Here is a 16,834-nt window from a genome sequence, read left to right as displayed (position 1 = left end):
TGCGGCCAACGGTGCCGGCGCGGCATGATGGGTGGATGCCCGCCCCGCAGTCCGTCCCGCAGTCCGCTCCGCACCGCTTCGACCTCGACGTCATCGGTGCGGGCCTGCCCGTCGGTGCGGCCCGGGCCGAGCTGGAGGCGGCCGCACGCAGCGGTGCGCTGGTGGTCACCGCACCGCCCGGCACCGGCAAGACCACCCTGGTGCCGCCGCTGGTGGCGAACCTCGCCGACGGCCTCACCCTGGTCACCCAGCCGCGCCGGGTCGCGGTCCGCGCCGCTGCCCGCCGCCTCGCCCAGCTGGACGGTACCCCGCTCGGCGGACCGGTCGGCTTCACCGTGCGCGGGCAGCGGGAGGTGGGAGCCGGGACCCGGTTGGAGATGCTCACCCCCGGCGTGCTGCTGCGGCGCCTGCTCGCCGATCCGGAGCTGCCCGGCGTCGCCGCGGTGGTGCTGGACGAGGTCCATGAGCGGTCCCTGGAGACGGATCTGCTGCTGGGGATGCTCGCCGAGGCCCGCCAGCTGCGAGAGGACCTGCTGGTCGGAGCGATGTCCGCGACGCTCGATGCGGCGGCGGTGGCCGCGGTGCTGGACGGGGCCGCGATCGTCGAGGTCCCCAGCGCCCTGCACCCGCTGAGCATCGAGCACGCCCCCTCCTCCGGCCCGCGGCTGGATGTCCGCGGCGTCACCCGTGACTACCTCGACCACCTGGCCCGCACGGCCGCCCGGACGCAGCGCGCCCAGGGCAGCGATGCGCTGGTGTTCGTGCCGGGGGCCCGTGAGGTCGACGAGGTGGTCTCGCGCCTGCGGGGGCTGGTCGGCGAGGACGTGGAGGTGCTCGCGCTGCACGGCCGACTGCCCGCCGCCCAGCAGGACCGCGCCACCGGCGGCCGACGCCCCGGGGAGCTGCCGCGGATCGTGGTCTCCACCGCGCTGGCGGAGAGCTCGCTGACCGTGCCCGGGGTGCGTCTAGTCATCGATGCGGGGCTCTCCCGCGAGGTGCGCCGCGACCGGGGCAGGGACATGTCGGGCCTGGTCACGGTCAGCGCCTCCCGGGCCGCGGTCGAGCAGCGGGCCGGTCGTGCCGCCCGTCAGGGCCCCGGCCGGGCGGTGCGGGTGTTCTCGGAGGCGGAGCTGGCGGGGATGCCGGCGCAGTCCCCCCGGAGATCACCTCCACGGACCTCACCGATGCCGCCCTGTGGCTGGCCTGCTGGGGCACCCCGCGCGGTGAGGGTCTGCCGCTGCTGACCCCGCCGCCGCGCGCCGAGATCACCACCGCCGAGCAGACCCTGCAGGCGCTGGGCCTGGTCGACGAGGAGGGCCGACCTACCTCGTCCGGCACCCGGGTGGCCCGCCTGCCGGTGGGGGTGCGGGAGGCCCGCGCCCTGCTGGACGGGGCGCGGCGCCTCCCCGGCCGAGAGGCGGCCCGGACGGCCGCCGAGGTCGTCGCCGCCGTCTCCGACGACCACCGCCCGGCCGGCGCCGACCTCCCCCGGCTGCTGCAGGATCTGCGCTCGGGCCGCGCCCCGGGGGCGGAGCGCTGGCGGCGCGAGCGCGACCGACTCACCCGCATCGCCCGGGATGCGCCCGCGCCCTCCCGGCCGGGTGCGGGGCAGGCCTCGCCGCTGCCCCCGCTGCTGGCCCCGGATGCGGCGCACCAGGCCGGCATCGTGCTCTCCCTCGCCCGGCCCGAACGGATCGCCCGCCGCACCGGGGCCGGGTCCCGCTCCTACCTGCTCGCCTCCGGCACCCGCGCCGCCCTGCCCGAGGGCAGCGGACTGGACTCGGCGCCCTGGCTGGTGGTGTGGGAGGTGCAGCGGGCGGAGGGACACGCGGCCGACGGCACCGGGGCGGTGATCCGCGCCGCCGCCCCGCTGACCGAGGCGGACGCCCTGCTCCTCGGCGCCGGGCTGCTGGAGACGGAGCGCATCGCGATCCTCGGATCCGGCACGGTGCGGGCCCGGGAGCGCCGCGCCCTCGGCGCGATCGAGCTGTCCTCGACGCCGGTGGCCGCGACCGCCCGGGACGCGGTCCCGGCGGTGCTCGGCGCGGTGCGGGCGCAGGGCCTGTCCACGCTGCCAGATGATCCGGCGGCGATCGCCCTGCGGGCCCGACTGGCCCTGATCCATCGCGAGCTCGGCGATCCCTGGCCCGCGATGGACGAGCAGTCGCTGCTCGAGGGCCTGGAGACCTGGCTGGCCCCCCAGCTGTCGGCCCGCACCACGAAGCTCTCCGCGATCGACCTCGTCGGCGCCCTGCGCCAGCTGCTGCCCTGGCCGGAGGCGTCCGAGCTGGCCTCTCTGGCCCCGGAGAGGCTCGCCGTGCCCTCGGGCGGAACCGCCCGGATCGACTATCCGGAGCCGGAGGCGGAGGACGGCCGACCCGTGGTGTCGGTGAAGCTGCAGGAGCTGTTCGGCCTCGCCGAGACCCCGCGCCTGGTGCGTGGCCGGGTGCCGGTGCTGTTCCACCTGCTCTCCCCGGCCCGTCGGCCGCTCGCGATCACCGACGATCTGCGCTCCTTCTGGAACGGTCCGTACCAGGAGGTGCGCAAGGAGATGCGGGGCCGCTACCCCCGTCACCCCTGGCCGGAGGATCCGTGGACCGCCCCGGCCACCGCCCGCACCACGCGGCCCAGGGGCCGCTGAGGCTCAGGTCGAGATGGTGACGGCTGCGGAGGTCGCGATCATCACCGCGGTCATGTCGTCCATGACCTTCTTGACGGCCGTCGCCGCCGGATGGTCGATGTGCAGGTCCTTGATCCGCTGGTCGAGCTCGCGGCGGGAGAGGCCCGGCAGGTCCGTCTTGAGGATGCGGTGGGCGATGCCGAGAGCGCGCAGGATCTCCAGCAGGATGCCGTCCTGCAGGCTCGCGGTCCGGGGGTCGTCCACTGCGCCGGCGATGCGGGCCCGCAGTGCGGTCTCGAGGGAGTCGTCATGGGTCGGCCACTTGGTGGAGAACCACCCGTCCTTGCGCTGCACCGCGCCGGCCGCCGCGAAGCCCTCCCCGATCGCCTCGGTGAGGTCCATCGAGCGATGCTCGATCACGGACCCGATCGGCTTCCCGTCAAGCTTCGCGAGCGCTGCGAGCGCCCGGTCGAGCACGGGGAGGTCCAGCGGCCCGGGATCCAGGACGGTCACCCGCGGGGTGCGCTCCTCGCCGATGGCGATCCGCTCCCGCAGCGCGAGCTCGGCGAGCGCGGCGGCGGCGAGCGCCTGCTTGCGGGACGAGGTCGAGTCCTGGCGACCGGCGTCATCGGTCAGGAGCAGGAACAGCTCCGCGGGGATCGTGTCAGTCATCATCCCTCAAGTGTGAAGACGGCCACGGCGGCGCGGCACCGCTGATCGTCCACCGGCGGCTCCGTCTTTCGTCGGCGGCGGTCGACGCGGTGCACCTGCGATGATCGGAGCATGCATCTGCTCTCCACCCCGTCCCGTCTGTATCGCGTGCTGGCTCTCGCGGAAGTGGTGACCTGGACCCTCCTGCTGGGCGGCATGTTCGTGAAGTACGTGCTGCACTCCACCGAGCTGCTGGTGCGGATCGGCGGCGGGCTGCACGGCTTCACCTTCCTCTCCTACGTGGTGGTCACGGTGCTGGTCGCGGTCGACCAGCACTGGCGGCTGAAGGACCTGCTGCTCGGGATCGGCTCTGCGGTGATCCCGTACCTCACGGTGCCCTTCGAGCGCTCGGCGCACCGCCGCGGCCTGCTCGGCGAGAACTGGCGCCTGCGCGAGGAGCAGGGCCGCACGGCCCCGCAGCGCCTGGTGTCCCTCGCCCTGCGCCACCCGCTGCCGGCGGCGCTGATCGCGATCGTCGGCGTCGCGATCGTGTTCTCGGTGCTGCTCTCGCTGGGCCCGCCCACCGAGTGGTTCGACTGAGTCGGGTTCTTCCTGCGCGGCTCCCCGCCGCCGCCCTTCAGCGGGGCGGCGCGATCGGGTCGATCCTCACCACCGCGCCGCTGCGCAGGTGGAGCCGGTCGATCGCCGGGACCGCTGCCCGGTGGGACAGCCGGGGCACCGGCGGCTGATCGGGCTCCGGCGGCAGCGCCTCCCCGAAGCACACCCCGCAGGCCTGCACCGCGAGCGCCTGCGAGCGCCTCGCCTCCCAGTCCACCTGCGCCGCCTGCGCCCGCGCGATCCACGGCCCTCCCTGGGGCCGGCACGGTCCTGCTCCGTCGCTGCCCTGCAGCGGGCACTGCGCGGGTCGGGCCGTGACCGTCAGGTCGAGGCCCTCGAGCGCGGGCACCCGCGGATCGGAGCCGGTGGGGATCACGTCGAGGCCGCCCGGACCGATCCGCAGCACCGCCGATTGACCCTGGTCCATCGCGATCACCAGAGCGCTCTCGAGCGCCTGGTCCGGATGGTCCGCGAGCAGATCCTCCCGCGCCGCGGCGGCCGGTTCGAACCACTCTCTCCGCGGGCCGACGAGTGCTCCCAGCGCCACCGGTCCTCCGCGACGACGCAGGGCCCCGGCCACCACGGGCCGGCGGAACCAGCTCAGCGCGGGTGGGCGCATACCGCGCTGCCCACCCTCGACCGCGGCGCCGGCCCGGACCCCCTCGCGGCTGGGCCGGGCGGGAGGCTCCGTCAGTTCCGGGCGCACCTCGCACGGGGCCCGGTCACCGCCGAGGTCCGCGAGGACCGTCCCCTGCGGGGCGAGGGTGGGCAGGACCGGCCCGAGCGCGGGGACCACCAGCCAGCTGTGCTCGAGCAGGAGCGGCGACCGCTCACGCAGGGCGGCACGGACCGTGGCCTGCTCGGGAGCCGTGGTGGGACGGCACCGTCGAGGGGCGAGCTCCTGCGCATCGTCCTCGTCGGCCCGGGCCGAGGGGGCCTCCGCGCACAGCAGCGGGTCCGCGCAGGCGGTGATCGGGCCGACGCCCGGCAGGTCCAGCTCGATCAGCTGGTCGCGCCAGGTCGCCGTGAGGGGATCGCTCTCCAGGGACATCGTGATGACCTTCCGACATGGACCCTCCCGGGTCTCCTGACCGGACGGGCGGTCGCCCTCCGGCCGGGTCTTCCTCGACGGGCACCGGGTTCGGTTCCGGTTGCCGCGCGGCCTCTGTCGAAGAAGTGCAGCCGCGTCTCGTGACCCGTCTGCGACGGTAACGGAGGGGTCCGACACTCCAGGCCGCCGTCGATCCCGCCCCCGTAGACTCCTTCCGTGCGCTGCCCTCATTTCGACTCCGGCGCGTGCAGATCCTGCACGCTGCTGGACCTCCCCCGCCCCCGGCAGCTCGCCGAGGGCCGGGCCCGGGTCGAGCAGCTGCTGGCCCCTCACCTCGCCCCTGCGATGCGGTGGGAGCCGCCGATCGTCGGCCCGGAGGCGGGCTTCCGCGCCCGCGGGAAGATGGCGGTGGGCGGCACTGCGCAGGCCCCGGTGCTGACCCTGCCCGGCCAGTCGGCCGGCACGGATCTCTGCGACTGCCCGCTGTACCCAGCGGGGGTCGAAGAGGTGCTCGACGGTGCCAAGGCCCTGATCCGGCGCGCACAGGTGCCTCCCTACGATGTCGCCCGGCGCCGGGGCGAGATCAAGAACGTCCTGGTCACAGCGTCACCCGAGGGCGAGCATCTGCTGCGCCTGGTGCTGCGGAGCGAGCAGGCGCTGGAGCGGATCCGCGAGCACCTGCCCGCCCTCCTGGCTGCGCACCCCTCGGTCGTCGCGGTCACCGCGAACATCCACCCCGACCACACCACCGCGGTCGAGGGCGCCCAGGAGATCCACCTCGCCGGCGCCGCCTCGATCGCGATCCGCACCGGCGATGTCACCCTGTTCTCCCGCCCGCAGTCGTTCCTGCAGACGAACACCGAGGTCGCCGGGCAGCTCTACCGCCAGGCCGCGGCCTGGGTGCGCGAGATCCTCGCCGAGCGGTCCGCACCGCCGGGGGACGCGCCACGGATCTGGGACCTGTACTGCGGTCTCGGCGGCTTCGCCCTGCACACGGCGCTCGCCGTCCCCGGCGCCCGGATCACCGGGGTCGAGGTCTCCGCGCAGGCGATCGAGGGTGCTCGCGAGGCCGCCCGCGCCGCCGGGATCGCCTCCGCGACCTTCCTCACCGCCGACGCCACCGACTGGGCGGCGCGGACGGCCGCCGGCCCCGAGGGTCCACCCGAGCTGGTCGTGGTCAACCCGCCCCGGCGCGGCCTGGGCGGCGAGCTCGCCGGCTGGCTGGAGCGCTCCGGCGTGCAGGACGTGGTCTACTCCAGCTGCCATCCCGCCACCCTCGCCGCCGACCTCGCGGCGATGCCCTCGCTGCGCATCGTCGCCGGCCGCTACGTGGACATGTTCCCGCACACAGCGCACGCCGAGGTGATCGTGCGCCTGCGCCGCCGCTGAGCTCGCGCCGCCCGACCCCACCCGGACCCGCCCCGCACCGACCTGGCACAGTGGGTCCCGACCCCACCTTCTGAAGGAGCTCCATGACCGCCACCCCGCAGAGCCAGCTGACCGACGTCACCCGCACCGTCACCGCGGTGAAGGAGGGTCATGTCGTCTCCCTCGCCCAGACCTTCGAGGTCCATCCCGAGGAACTGTGGTCCGCGCTGACCATCGGTTCCCACCTGGAGGTCTGGTTCGGTCGGGCGAGCGGCGAGGCGGTCGAGGGCGGCCGCTACGAACTGCCCGACATGGAGGCCCGCGGGACCGTGCTCGCCGCCGAGGAGCCCCGTCGGCTGTTGCTGACCTGGCAGGTCGGCAAGAGCGGCAGCGAGATGGAGCTGCTCGTGGAGCCCGTCGAGCCGGAGCGGCCGGATGCTGCCGAGGAGGCGGGTGCGGCCGCGACGCTGACCGCCACCCGCTTCACCCTGCGCCACACCGTCCCGGCCGACGCCCACTGGCAGACCTTCGGACCGGCCGCGACCGGCTGCGGCTGGGATGCGGCGCTGTACGCGCTGGCCCTGCACCTCGAGGACCCCTCGGCCGATCAGATGCCACGACTGAGCAGCTTCGCGGCCTCCCCCGAGGGCGCCGAGTTCACCCACGCCACCGCGCATGCCTGGTTCGAGGCGCATGTCGCCTCCGGTGCGGATAAGAAGCCGGCCCGCAAGGCGTCGGTGCGCACCGCGGCGGTCTACCTGGGCGAGGAGCCGGAGCTATCGTGAGCGCGAAGGTCACGCTGCTCTCGCTCGGCGGCACCATCTTCATGTCGCAGGACCCCGCGGGCGGCAGGGCGCGCCCCGACGACGGTGCCGGCCAGCGGCTGCTGGCCACCGTCGGCGGCGGGGTCGAGATCGACTCGCATCCGCTGGCGAACGTCTCCTCCTCGGATGTGCGCCCCCACCATCTCGCCGCGGTGCTCGCGCAGGCCCGCACCGCGGTCGACGCGGGCGCCGACGGGGTGGTCCTCACCCACGGCACGGACACCCTCGAGGAGACGGCGTTCCTGCTGGAGCGCTACTGGGACCGGGAGGCGCCGCTGGCGGTCACCGGCGCGATGCGCCCGGCCAGCGATCTCGGGGCCGACGGACCGGCGAACCTGCGGGACGCCGTGCGCGTGGCGACGGCGCCCTCGGCCCGTGGGCTCGGCGTGCTGATCGCCTTCGACGGCCACGCCCATCTCGCGGACCGGGTGACCAAGGCGTCCTCCCGGTCGCTCTCCGCCTTCGTCTCCGATCCGTCGGGACCGCTGGCGATCATCGAGCAGGACGATCTGCGCCTGCTGCACCACCCGCTGCCCCGCGCGGCCCGGTTCCCCGGCGCTCCGCCGGACCGCTTCCCGGCCGTGCCCGTGCTGGCTGCGGGGCTCGACGAGGACCTCGCGCTCCTGGATCATCTGCCTCCTGAGCAGCTCAAGGGCCTCGTGATCGCCGGGGTCGGGATGGGGCACGTCTCCCCCGCCGCGATGCCCCGGCTGCGCCGCCTGCTCGGGGCCGAGATCCCCGTGGTCGTCGCCTCCCGCACCTGGTCCGGCGGCACCTCCACCCACCACTACGCCTATCCCGGCTCCGAGGTGGACCTGCTGGAGGCGGGCGCGCTGATGGCCGGGCTCCTGCCGGCGGCGAAGGCGCGCCTGCTGCTGCAGTCGCTGCTGGCCGCCGAGGCGGGTCCGGAGCAGATCCGCGAGGCGTTCTCCGTTTATGCCAGCTGAGACCCGCCGGCGGCCCGCCGTGCCGGCGCGGGGGTGATGTCCGCCCACGGCGGACCCTCCGGGACACCACTGCGCGGTGTGCAGTGACAGACTGGAGGTACACCCCGCGCGCCATCGACCGTCGAAAGGTGACCTGATGACCGTTCCTGCTGATCCGACTCCTGCCCTGCAGGACTACGCCCGCCCCGAGAAGCTGGTGAGCACGCAGTGGCTCGCCGATCAGCTCGCCGCCGGCCGCCCCGAGAGCCTGGTCGTCGTCGAGTCCGATGAGGACGTGCTGCTCTACGAGACCGGCCACATCCCCGGCGCGGTGAAGATCGACTGGCATCTGGATCTCAACGACCCGGTCACCCGCGACTACGTCGACGGCACCGGCTTCGCGAAGCTCATGGACGCCTCCGGCATCACCCGCGAGACCACCGTGGTGATCTACGGCGACAAGTCGAACTGGTGGGCCGCCTACGCGCTGTGGGTCTTCGAGCTGTTCGGGCACCAGGACGTGCGCCTGCTGGACGGCGGCCGCGCCGCCTGGCAGGCCGAGGGCCGCGAGCTCACCACCTCCGAGCAGGGCAAGCCCGCCCCCACCACCGGCTACCCGGTCGTGGAGCGGCAGGACGCCCCGATCCGCGCCTACCGTGAGGACGTGCTGGACTTCCTCGGCGGGCCGCTGATCGATGTGCGCTCCCCGCAGGAGTACACCGGCGAGCGCACCCACATGCCGGACTACCCGCAGGAGGGCACCGTGCGCGGCGGGCACATCCCCACCGCCCGGTCCGTGCCGTGGGCCCGCGCCGCCGCCGAGGACGGGCGCTTCCGCTCACGCGCCGAGCTGGAGCAGATCTACCAGGGCGAGCTCGGCTTCGACACCGCGACCCCGACGGTCGTGTACTGCCGCATCGGCGAGCGCTCCGCCCACAGCTGGTTCGTGCTCACCTATCTGCTGGGCTTCGAGAACGTGCGCAACTACGACGGCTCCTGGACCGAATGGGGCAACGGCGTGCGCCTGCCGATCGCGCAGGGCACCGAACCGGGCGAGGTCCCCGCTCGATGACCGACAGCACCGCACTGCCCAGCGCCTTCGCCGAGATCGCCGAGGATTTCCACGCCCTGAGCGGGCGGGACCGGCTGCAGCTGCTGCTGGACTTCTCGAATGATCTGCCGGCTCTGCCCGCACGCTACGCCGATCATCCCGAGCTGCTCGAGCCGGTGCCCGAATGCCAGTCCCCGATCTTCCTGATCACCGAGGTGGAGGGCACGGGCCGGGAGGCCACCGCGCGGCTGTTCTTCTCCGCCCCGGCGGAGGCGCCGACCACGCGAGGCTTCGCCTCGATCCTCGCCGAGGCGCTCGATGGCCGCACCGTCGGCGAGGTGCTGGACACCCCCGAATCGGTCACCGGCGCGCTGGGCCTGGCCGAGGTGGTCAGCCCGCTGCGGCTGAACGGCATGGCCGGGATGCTGGCCCGGATCAAGCGACAGCTCGCGGTGAAGTCCGCGGCCTGAGGGCACCCTGCCCTGCCCCCGCCGCGCTGCGGCCCGGTTCGCCCTCGGGCTCAGCTCCGCGGTGGGGTGCGGGGAGCGTTGTACCGCTCGTACGCCCTCTCCGCCCCGGTGCGCAGCGCGCCGAAGGCTGCCCGGCCGGCCTCGGACTGCGCGAACGCGAAGGCCGACCTGGCCCGTCGCCCGAAATCGGCGCGCTCCTCGGCGGTGGCGTGCTCATCCCCGGGACCGCCGGTGGGCGAGGCGAAGCCTTCATCGAACTCGCCGTGCCCCATCCGGGCGTGCCGGTCCCGGGCCACCTTCAGCTCGAGCGGCACCCGCACCTGTCGCACCAGCGCCGTGCGCACCTCCTCCCGGATGAGCTCGGCCTGCGCTGCGAGGTGCTCCTCGAGCTCCCCGTCCCCGTCGCCGAGCGCATACGCCCTGCACAGCAGGTAGGACGCGAGGTCGGAGGCCACCTCGGGAGAGAGCCCATAGGCGTCCGAGGAGCCCCGCGCATCCCGCAGCTCGACCGCATCGTCGCGCTCGAGCGGGCTGGGGGCGATGTCGACCGCGCTGAGCACATCCTCGACGAAGGCGTGGAAGCTCGCCTCGCCGGGGACATCGGCGCGGCGCAGATCGGCCCGGCCGGTGTCCTCGGGCGGCAGCGGCACCCGCGCCACCCCTTCTCGCGCGAACTCGTCCTGCGCGGCGCGGCGCAGCAGGCGGCGGGCGGCGCGCTCCAGGTGGCCGGCGTCCGCATCCCGCGGGATCTCGGGCGCCACGGCCCGGGCGTCGGCGATCACCGACGCGCGATGGGTCGAGGTCTCGGCGCGCCGGCGCACCGTGGACGGGAGCGCGGCGAGCCGCTCTCGGAGCGTGAAGATCTGCACCATGGGTGCACCTCCTGCGGGAGCGGGCTGGGCCTCCCATCGTACGGAGGGACCGGGCGGGCGGACAGCCGGGACCGGCGGCGAGCACCCCGAGTACGGTGAGATCCCGACCCCGAGGAGGATCTCGCATGCCGATCGCCGCCCCCACCGACGACGAGCTGGCCCTGCTCCAGGACGAGGCCGTCCGCTTCACCCGTGAGCTGATCCGCATCGACACCACCAACTTCGGCGGGAACGACCCCGCCACCTGGGGCAGCGGCGAGGCCGAAGCGGCTGAGCACGTCCTCGCCGCGCTGCGCGAGGTGGGACTGGAGCCGACGGTGATCGAATCCGCGCCCGGGCGACCCAGCGTGATGGTCACGATCCCCGGCGAGGACCGCTCCCGCGGCGGGCTGATCCTCCACGGCCACCTGGACGTGGTCCCCGCCCGTGCCGAGGACTGGTCGGTCGATCCCTTCGGCGCCGAGATCATCGACGGCATGATCCACGGCCGCGGCGCCGTGGACATGAAGGACATGGTCGGGATGATCCTGGCGGTGGCCCGCCATCTCGCGCGCACCGGGCAGGTCCCGCCGCGCGACCTGCTGTTCGCCTTCTTCGCCGATGAGGAGAACGGCGGCGTCTGGGGGTCCCAGTGGCTGGTTCAGAATCATCCCGAGGTCTTCGCGGGCATGACCGAGGCGATCAGCGAGGTAGGCGGCTACTCGATCACCCTGCCGGAGGAGGAGACCGGCGAGGAGGTGCGCGCCTACCTGGTCCAGACCGCAGAGAAGGGCATGGCCTGGGGCCGTCTGCGCGCCCATGGTCGCGCCGGCCACGGCTCGGTCCCCAACGACGAGAACGCGATCGTGCGCCTGGCCCGGGCGATCGCCGCGATTGACGACCACGACTTCCCGATCGAGTACATCGCCAGTGTGCGGGCACTGTTCGACGGGATCACCGAGATCACCGGCACCGGTTGGGACGAGCAGGACATCGAGTCGTTCCTGCCGCTGACGGGCGGAGCCCACCAGTTCGTCTCCGGGACGCTGCGCGACTCGGCGAACCTCACCATGCTCTCCAGCGGCTACAAGGTGAACGTCATCCCGCAGACCGCCGAGGCCGGCTTCGACTGCCGCTTCCTCCCCGGCCACCAGGAGGAGGTGCTCGCGCTGCTGGACGAGCTCAGCGGTGAGCACGTCGAGCTGATCATCGACCACGTCGGCGTCTCGGTCGACTCACCGCGCGAGTCGCCGCTGATCGACGCGATGACCTCGGCGGTCCAGGCGGAGGATCCGGGCTCACGGATCCTCCCCTACTGCCTCAGCGCCGGCACCGACAACAAGGCGCTGAGCGGCCTGGGCATCACCGGCTACGGCTTCGCGCCGCTGCAGCTGCCGGCCGATCTCGACTTCGCTCCGCTGTTCCACGGCGTCGATGAGCGGGTGCCGGTGGATGCCGTGCGCTTCGGCGCTCGGGTGCTGCTGCGGCTGATGGGCGAGTGCTGAGCCTGCTCAGCTCTCCTCGTCGGCCTTGACCTGACGGCAGATCCCCATCAGCTCCGCCGCGCCGGTGGGTCCTCCGGGCTCCAGCCCGGTGTACCAGCTGGGGGCCGTGGTCAGGATCGAGTCGAGCAGCGCCGTGGCATCCAGCGCGACGCCGTCCTGCGCCTGCTGCTCGGTCGCCAGCAGCCAGTGCACGACCAGGGTGAGGCACCCGCCGACGATGCTGCGACAGGCATCCTCGGTCCGCAGGTGCGCGGGGACCTCGTCACCGAGCAGCCGCAGCGCCTCGCCGTACAGCCCGACCATGGTGTCCACCAGGATCGTGTAGGTGCGATGGGAGAACTTCCAGTCCAGCGCGCCGCGCAGGAAGGTGTGGTGGAGCTCGACGTATGCCGTCAGCATCCCGAAGCCGAACCGCACCGCATCATGGAGGCTCCGGCCCTGCCGCGCGTAGGCGATGCCACGCTCCCGGGAGCTGTCGAACATGTGCGACAGCATCGCCGCCATCAGATCGTCCAGCCCCGAGAAATGGCTGTAGAACGCGGCTCTGCTGACACCGGCCCGCTGGGCCAGCGCGTTGACCGTCACCTCCCCGTCGGCGGCGGTGAGGTCGCGGGCAGCGGCGAAGATCGCCGCCCTGGTCCGGGCGGGTCGGGGATCCGGGGCGCGCTCATTCGTGCTGGGCATCTCGTCATCCTAGCCGCGCAGCTCCCGCGAAGCCCGGACCGTTCACGGCCGGGTGCGGCACGATGGGGTTATGGCTTCTCTTCTGTCCGGAGTTTCCGGCCGCGGCCGCCCGCAGGGCCACCCACTGCTCGCTGGTCTCGCGGGACAGACCATCGTCCACACCCGGGTCGCCTCGCGCGGCACCTGGACCGTGACCGCGCGCGGATGGGTGCTGAACTCCCGGATCCAGGAGCTGGAGGACCCGTCGATCACCTCGGATCGGGCGACCGCCGTCGGGCTGCGCGATCCGCGCGTGGTCGGTGCAGCGATCCATCACGCCGAGATGCTCGACGGCCTCCTCACCCTCACCCTGGGCAGCGGGCGGGGGCCGCTGCGGCTTAGCACCGTCCCGCGCTGGCGTCTGGAGGGTCCCCGCGGCGCCCTGCTGCAGGTCGACGCGGAGGGAGAGGTCAGCGACCGTCCGCCCGGAGCACCGCTGTACGCGACCCCGGAAGCACTGGCCGAGCACGCCGCCTCCTCCCGCAGCGGCATCGAGGAGCGCCTGCTGGCCCTGGGGCGGGAGCAGTGGCTGCATCCGGGGCATGTCGTGACCGTGCTCGCGAACGCAGGGGCGCTGGACGATGCGGAGTTCGAGCGGCGCGGGCCGCTGCTGCTGGCACGGCTGCTCGCACGCGGCGAAGTCCGTGCCGGGTTCGTGACCGCCTGCCGGTTCACCGCCTGGGACCTGCCGCTGGCGGAGGTCATCGAGCACATCGGCACCACCTGGACGGCGATCGGCGGGCGCACTCCGGGCCCGGACATGATCGCCTGGTTCGAGCTGACCGACCAGGGGCGGGCGGCTGTCGGCTCCCGCAGCGCCCGGGCGATGGCGCCGGGGATGTCCGGGTACGACTCCCCCGGCGTGGTCGGGGGGTTCCGCTGACGCCTGCTGGTGAGCGACATCGGCCGGGAGCAGCGGGTCCCCCGGTGCCGGGCCGGTGTCCACCACTGCCCATGCGCGGATACCCTGTGGGGACCACGTCGAGAAAGGCGATCGAGATGCCAGCACGTACCGTGAGGGTCGCGAGCCTCAGCGGGCTCCATGCCCGCCCTGCCGCGATCTTCTCCCAGGCGGCCAGCGAGCAGCCCGTCGCCGTGACGATCGAGACGACGGAGTCGGGCCCGGTGAAGGCCTCCAGCATCCTGCTGCTGCTGACCCTGGACGTGGGCCACGGCGACGAGGTGACGCTGCGCGCCGAGGGCGACGGCGCCGAGGACTCCCTCGCGCTGCTCGCCGCGCTGCTGGAGAGGAACCTCGACGAGGAGTTCCAGGACAGCTGAACCCGGTGCCGGGAATCTCGGCCCGCTCCATGCGCGAAGGCCCCCACCGATCCGGTGGGGGCCTTCGTGGTCCTGGTATCTCTCCAGGTCAGGAGCGGTAGCGGCGGTGTGTGATCTCAAGACATAGTTCGCCCCTGTCTCGCGTCATCGTTCGCACCTCGGCGTCGTCATGATCGGCCGTAGTAGAGGGCTGGTGTCTCGCGTCATCATTCGCACGATGGAGCATGTCGAAGAACACAGCGATAGTGCTCAGCGTCATCGAGGCGGGCATGAGCACCAGCGAAGCCGCACAGAAGTTCCACGTCTCCCCGCGCTGGGTACAGATCCTCGTGGCCCGCTACCGCAAAGGTGGCGTCGAGGCCCTCGACCCCGACTCACGCCGAAGGCCTCCGTGGGAGGAACCCGCCAGAGGGACTACTCCGTGCGCACCGACAGAGTCGACACCCACGGCAAAGTGTCCCTGCGCTACGCCGGCACGATGCGCCACCTCGGCATCGGCCGCGCCCACGCCGGACTGAGAGTCCGCGTCATCCGCGAGGGTCCCGACACGATGGTCATCGACCTCGCCACCGGAGAACTACTCGCCGAACACACCATCGACCCCGACCGCGGGTACCAACCACAACGAAAAAGACCCCGGTGAACACTCACCGGGGCCTTCTCCTCGCGAACGATGTCCCAAGACATCCGCGAACGATGTCCTGAGACACCACAGAGCGGTAGCGGCGGGATTTGAACCCGCGGTGGCTATGAACCACACATCATTTCGAGTGATGCACCTTCGGCCGCTCGGACACGCTACCGTCGAACAGCTTAACCGCCGCGGCCTCGCGCGTTCAAACTCGTCGACCGTCGACGCGAGTCACATCACTCACGAGATGCCGGCCGGACCACCGCCACGTTCCCCGTGGCGTGGAGGACGGCCGCCTGCGCGGTCGAGCCGAAGGGGCTCCGGCTGCGGCCGCGATGGCCGATCACCAGCAGGCGCGCCCCCGTCGCCGCGTCCAGCAGCCCCTCGGCGACGGTGCGGTCCGCGACCAGCTTCGTCTCGACCTCAAGCCCCGCATGCCGGGCGACCGCCCGGGCGAGGCCCTCCTCGAGCACCCCGCAGGTGCGGCTGTCGTCTCTCTGCTTTACTGCCCCGCCCGCGGCGGAGCCCTCCGATCCCGCCTGCACGTGGATCACGCGCAGCACTGCTCCCCAGGCTGCAGCGAGATCCGCCGCCTCCTCGACCGCCTCGCCGGCGGCCTCGGAGCCGTCGTACGCCGCGAGCACCGGCCCTGCTCGATGCTGGTCCGAGCGGATCACCGCGACGGGACAGCCGGCGTCGTGGAGGATGCCCCGGCTCACGGATCCCAGCAGCGCCCCCATCACGGCGCCGAGCCCGCGGGTGCCGACGACCAGCAGGTCCGTGCGGTCGGAGATCTCCTCCAGCGCCTCCCGCGGCATCCCTGTGAGCAGCTCCGCCGTGACCTCCACCTCGGGGAACCGGGCCGCGACCCGCTCGGCGGCGTCATCGAGGAGCCGCATCGCCTGATTGCGCGGGCCCGTCGGATCGAGCACCGGGATCCCGGTCACGCCCTGGCCGAGCAGCGGCCAGGTCCAGGCATGGACGAGATGCAGCCTGGATCCCGTGCTGCGGGCGAGGTCCGCCGCCCAGCGGACAGCCGCCATCGCCGCGGTGGTGTCGTCATAGCCCACCACGATGTTCTGACCGGTGAAGCCCATCATCCACACCTCCCCGTACGGCCGGGCACAGATCCCCAGGATACGCCGCGGTCCCACTCCTCGGCGAGGACCCCGAGGAGCACCTCGGCCGCGTCACCCCACGCCGGCTGCGGCGCGGTGGTCGTCCTCGTCATCGTCGTACTCGTCGTCGCAGTCGTTCTCCCACTCCCAGCGCAGCCCCAGCGTCCCGGGCCCGAAACGGGCCTCGCTGACCTGGAGCCGGTCCCGCCGGTCCAGACGCACTGCGGAGGTCGACTCCCCCGAATCGGTGCGCTGGTACCGTTCGCACTCCATGGGTCGCAGGCCCCCACGGAACTCGACCTCGAGCAGCACGTCATTGGCCCGCCGCGGGAGGCTGTACACCACCGCCGACATGTCTGTGGCCCGGGCGGTCAGCTCGACCCGATAGGCGAAGGCCGCGACCTGGCCGGCATCAAGGTGTCCGTCCACCACCAGCTCGACGCCATAGGCACGACGTTCGGGCCAGATCACCCGTCGGCCGATCGAGCACCCCTCGAGAGGGGTGAAGCGCGGCGCGATGTTCGGCTCCGTGGGATCCAGCACGTACACCGCGGGCAGACGGCAGTCCCCTGATTCGAGAGCCCGCACGAGCAGTCGGAATTCGAACTGCTGCACGTTTCTGGAGGAGTCGATGGTGGCGAGCTGATGGAACACCCGTTCATGGGCGTACGTCACCGCAGAGGTGAAGCCGAGCGCCTGGAGCGCCTCACTGAACACCTCTTTCTGGGAGCGATGACCGAGGAAGCTCGTCGTGCGCACCGCCCGCCCCCGCAGCCGGGGGCCCCCACCAGCTCCGCAAGCGACTCCGGCGGCCTCCCCAGCAGCTCCTCGATCGCCGCGACGACGCCGAGCGACTGCTCTCCCCCCGGCAGGCTCCGCCCCGACTGCCAATTGCTCAGCGTGGCGACGCTGACCGGCCGTTGACGGGTCCGCAGACGCTGGGAGATCGCCGTCAGGGTCAGGCCGCTCTGCTCGATGGCCCTGCGCAGCTCGCCCGCGAATTTCTCGTCCTCACCTGCTGCCATCGGCTCTGCACTCCTGCTCCCGGCCACCGGACCATCGACCGATCCCGACGGTCCGCACTGCCGTTCACTATTTCTGCCATACCTCTGAAAAGCCAACAGTAGCCTGTATGGCAGATCTCAC

General features: G+C 72.9%; 17 protein-coding genes, 1 tRNA gene and 1 pseudogene. 12 read left to right on the top strand and 7 right to left on the bottom strand.

Translation table 11 applies throughout. From position 1 onward, the window contains the following. Positions 1-35: 35 nt before the first annotated feature. Positions 36-2,641 (top strand): annotated as a pseudogene (gene hrpB, locus CFK39_RS09880) (ATP-dependent helicase HrpB). 3 nt (positions 2,642-2,644) lie between these two features. Here hrpB and CFK39_RS09875 read toward each other — a convergent pair. Beyond that, a complete protein-coding gene (locus CFK39_RS09875) occupies positions 2,645-3,295 on the bottom strand; it encodes a GOLPH3/VPS74 family protein (protein ID WP_089065312.1) in 651 nt (216 codons plus the stop codon). A 108-nt stretch (positions 3,296-3,403) separates the two neighbouring features. Here CFK39_RS09875 and CFK39_RS09870 point away from each other — a divergent pair, with 108 nt between their 5' ends. Continuing rightward, positions 3,404-3,871, top strand: a complete 468-nt coding sequence (locus CFK39_RS09870) for a DUF3817 domain-containing protein (protein WP_089065311.1) — start codon at positions 3,404-3,406, stop codon at positions 3,869-3,871. 37 nt (positions 3,872-3,908) lie between these two features. Here the strand turns inward: CFK39_RS09870 and CFK39_RS09865 are convergent, their stop codons facing one another. Continuing rightward, complete coding sequence (locus tag CFK39_RS09865) at positions 3,909-4,940, bottom strand: hypothetical protein (protein ID WP_089065310.1); 1,032 nt, start codon at positions 4,938-4,940, stop codon at positions 3,909-3,911. Positions 4,941-5,156: 216 nt separating this feature from the next. On the opposite strand from CFK39_RS09865, the gene rlmC reads away from it, so the two are divergent. The 5 genes from rlmC to CFK39_RS09840 all read left to right on the top strand — a co-directional run bounded on the left by rlmC (position 5,157) and on the right by CFK39_RS09840 (position 9,579). Continuing rightward, complete coding sequence (rlmC, locus tag CFK39_RS09860; protein ID WP_089065309.1) at positions 5,157-6,329, top strand: 23S rRNA (uracil(747)-C(5))-methyltransferase RlmC; 1,173 nt, start codon at positions 5,157-5,159, stop codon at positions 6,327-6,329. 83 nt (positions 6,330-6,412) lie between these two features. After that, a complete protein-coding gene (locus tag CFK39_RS09855) occupies positions 6,413-7,093 on the top strand; it encodes an SRPBCC domain-containing protein (protein ID WP_089065308.1) in 681 nt (226 codons plus the stop codon). Beyond that, the gene (locus CFK39_RS09850; RefSeq protein WP_089065307.1) at positions 7,090-8,079 is read left to right on the top strand and encodes an asparaginase; all 990 of its coding nucleotides are present in this window, start codon (positions 7,090-7,092) and stop codon (positions 8,077-8,079) included. The genes CFK39_RS09855 and CFK39_RS09850 overlap by 4 nt, the downstream gene beginning before the upstream one ends. Before the next feature lie 136 nt (positions 8,080-8,215). Then, the gene (locus CFK39_RS09845; RefSeq protein ID WP_089065306.1) at positions 8,216-9,130 is read left to right on the top strand and encodes a sulfurtransferase; all 915 of its coding nucleotides are present in this window, start codon (positions 8,216-8,218) and stop codon (positions 9,128-9,130) included. Beyond that, a complete protein-coding gene (locus tag CFK39_RS09840; protein WP_089065305.1) occupies positions 9,127-9,579 on the top strand; it encodes a SufE family protein in 453 nt (150 codons plus the stop codon). The genes CFK39_RS09845 and CFK39_RS09840 overlap by 4 nt, the downstream gene beginning before the upstream one ends. Positions 9,580-9,629: 50 nt before the next feature. Here the strand turns inward: CFK39_RS09840 and CFK39_RS09835 are convergent, their stop codons facing one another. Then, entirely contained in the window at positions 9,630-10,451 is an 822-nt protein-coding gene (locus tag CFK39_RS09835; protein ID WP_089065304.1) for a hypothetical protein, read from the bottom strand. A 125-nt stretch (positions 10,452-10,576) separates the two neighbouring features. On the opposite strand from CFK39_RS09835, the gene CFK39_RS09830 reads away from it, so the two are divergent. Next, the gene (locus CFK39_RS09830; protein ID WP_089065303.1) at positions 10,577-11,935 is read left to right on the top strand and encodes a M20/M25/M40 family metallo-hydrolase; all 1,359 of its coding nucleotides are present in this window, start codon (positions 10,577-10,579) and stop codon (positions 11,933-11,935) included. Between the two features lie 6 nt (positions 11,936-11,941). Here the strand turns inward: CFK39_RS09830 and CFK39_RS09825 are convergent, their stop codons facing one another. Then, complete coding sequence (locus tag CFK39_RS09825) at positions 11,942-12,619, bottom strand: TetR/AcrR family transcriptional regulator (RefSeq protein ID WP_089065302.1); 678 nt, start codon at positions 12,617-12,619, stop codon at positions 11,942-11,944. A 70-nt stretch (positions 12,620-12,689) separates the two neighbouring features. Here CFK39_RS09825 and CFK39_RS09820 point away from each other — a divergent pair, with 70 nt between their 5' ends. The 4 genes from CFK39_RS09820 to CFK39_RS16425 all read left to right on the top strand — a co-directional run bounded on the left by CFK39_RS09820 (position 12,690) and on the right by CFK39_RS16425 (position 14,582). Further along, positions 12,690-13,541 (top strand): hypothetical protein, encoded by an 852-nt coding sequence (locus CFK39_RS09820; RefSeq protein ID WP_089065301.1) that lies wholly within the window; start codon positions 12,690-12,692, stop codon positions 13,539-13,541. Between the two features lie 116 nt (positions 13,542-13,657). Continuing rightward, the gene (locus CFK39_RS09815) at positions 13,658-13,939 is read left to right on the top strand and encodes an HPr family phosphocarrier protein (RefSeq protein WP_089066381.1); all 282 of its coding nucleotides are present in this window, start codon (positions 13,658-13,660) and stop codon (positions 13,937-13,939) included. A gap of 224 nt (positions 13,940-14,163) precedes the next feature. Next, entirely contained in the window at positions 14,164-14,457 is a 294-nt protein-coding gene (locus CFK39_RS17500; RefSeq protein ID WP_089065300.1) for a helix-turn-helix domain-containing protein, read from the top strand. Further along, positions 14,361-14,582: a hypothetical protein gene (locus CFK39_RS16425; protein ID WP_172805627.1), complete on the top strand. Its 222-nt coding sequence runs from the start codon at positions 14,361-14,363 to the stop codon at positions 14,580-14,582. The genes CFK39_RS17500 and CFK39_RS16425 overlap by 97 nt, the downstream gene beginning before the upstream one ends. Before the next feature lie 74 nt (positions 14,583-14,656). On the opposite strand, the gene CFK39_RS09805 is transcribed toward CFK39_RS16425, so the two are convergent. The 3 genes from CFK39_RS09805 to CFK39_RS09795 all read right to left on the bottom strand — a co-directional run bounded on the left by CFK39_RS09805 (position 14,657) and on the right by CFK39_RS09795 (position 16,447). Continuing rightward, positions 14,657-14,742, bottom strand: a tRNA-Ser gene (locus tag CFK39_RS09805). A 64-nt stretch (positions 14,743-14,806) separates the two neighbouring features. Further along, complete coding sequence (locus CFK39_RS09800) at positions 14,807-15,670, bottom strand: universal stress protein (RefSeq protein ID WP_089065299.1); 864 nt, start codon at positions 15,668-15,670, stop codon at positions 14,807-14,809. 90 nt (positions 15,671-15,760) lie between these two features. Further along, complete coding sequence (locus CFK39_RS09795; protein ID WP_245823030.1) at positions 15,761-16,447, bottom strand: XRE family transcriptional regulator; 687 nt, start codon at positions 16,445-16,447, stop codon at positions 15,761-15,763. Positions 16,448-16,834: the final 387 nt, after the last annotated feature.

Source organism: Brachybacterium avium, assembly GCF_002216795.1.
Classification (GTDB): domain Bacteria; phylum Actinomycetota; class Actinomycetes; order Actinomycetales; family Dermabacteraceae; genus Brachybacterium; species Brachybacterium avium.
The sequence above is the reverse complement of the archived record's forward strand: the minus strand, read 5'-3'. Positions and strand labels throughout refer to the sequence as shown.

What these genes read in the sequence shown, in the direction of transcription:
- CFK39_RS09865 (WP_089065310.1), bottom strand. Translation starts at nt 4,940, where the DNA reads ATGTCCCTGGAGAGCGATCCCCTCACGGCGACCTGGCGCGACCAGCTG.
- CFK39_RS09855 (WP_089065308.1), top strand. Translation starts at nt 6,413, where the DNA reads ATGACCGCCACCCCGCAGAGCCAGCTGACCGACGTCACCCGCACCGTC.
- CFK39_RS09825 (WP_089065302.1), bottom strand. Translation starts at nt 12,619, where the DNA reads ATGCCCAGCACGAATGAGCGCGCCCCGGATCCCCGACCCGCCCGGACC.
- CFK39_RS09820 (WP_089065301.1), top strand. Translation starts at nt 12,690, where the DNA reads ATGGCTTCTCTTCTGTCCGGAGTTTCCGGCCGCGGCCGCCCGCAGGGC.
- CFK39_RS09875 (WP_089065312.1), bottom strand. Translation starts at nt 3,295, where the DNA reads ATGATGACTGACACGATCCCCGCGGAGCTGTTCCTGCTCCTGACCGAT.
- CFK39_RS17500 (WP_089065300.1), top strand. Translation starts at nt 14,164, where the DNA reads ATGTCGAAGAACACAGCGATAGTGCTCAGCGTCATCGAGGCGGGCATG.
- CFK39_RS09815 (WP_089066381.1), top strand. Translation starts at nt 13,658, where the DNA reads ATGCCAGCACGTACCGTGAGGGTCGCGAGCCTCAGCGGGCTCCATGCC.
- CFK39_RS09800 (WP_089065299.1), bottom strand. Translation starts at nt 15,670, where the DNA reads ATGATGGGCTTCACCGGTCAGAACATCGTGGTGGGCTATGACGACACC.
- CFK39_RS09830 (WP_089065303.1), top strand. Translation starts at nt 10,577, where the DNA reads ATGCCGATCGCCGCCCCCACCGACGACGAGCTGGCCCTGCTCCAGGAC.
- CFK39_RS09845 (WP_089065306.1), top strand. Translation starts at nt 8,216, where the DNA reads ATGACCGTTCCTGCTGATCCGACTCCTGCCCTGCAGGACTACGCCCGC.
- CFK39_RS09835 (WP_089065304.1), bottom strand. Translation starts at nt 10,451, where the DNA reads ATGGTGCAGATCTTCACGCTCCGAGAGCGGCTCGCCGCGCTCCCGTCC.
- CFK39_RS09870 (WP_089065311.1), top strand. Translation starts at nt 3,404, where the DNA reads ATGCATCTGCTCTCCACCCCGTCCCGTCTGTATCGCGTGCTGGCTCTC.
- CFK39_RS09840 (WP_089065305.1), top strand. Translation starts at nt 9,127, where the DNA reads ATGACCGACAGCACCGCACTGCCCAGCGCCTTCGCCGAGATCGCCGAG.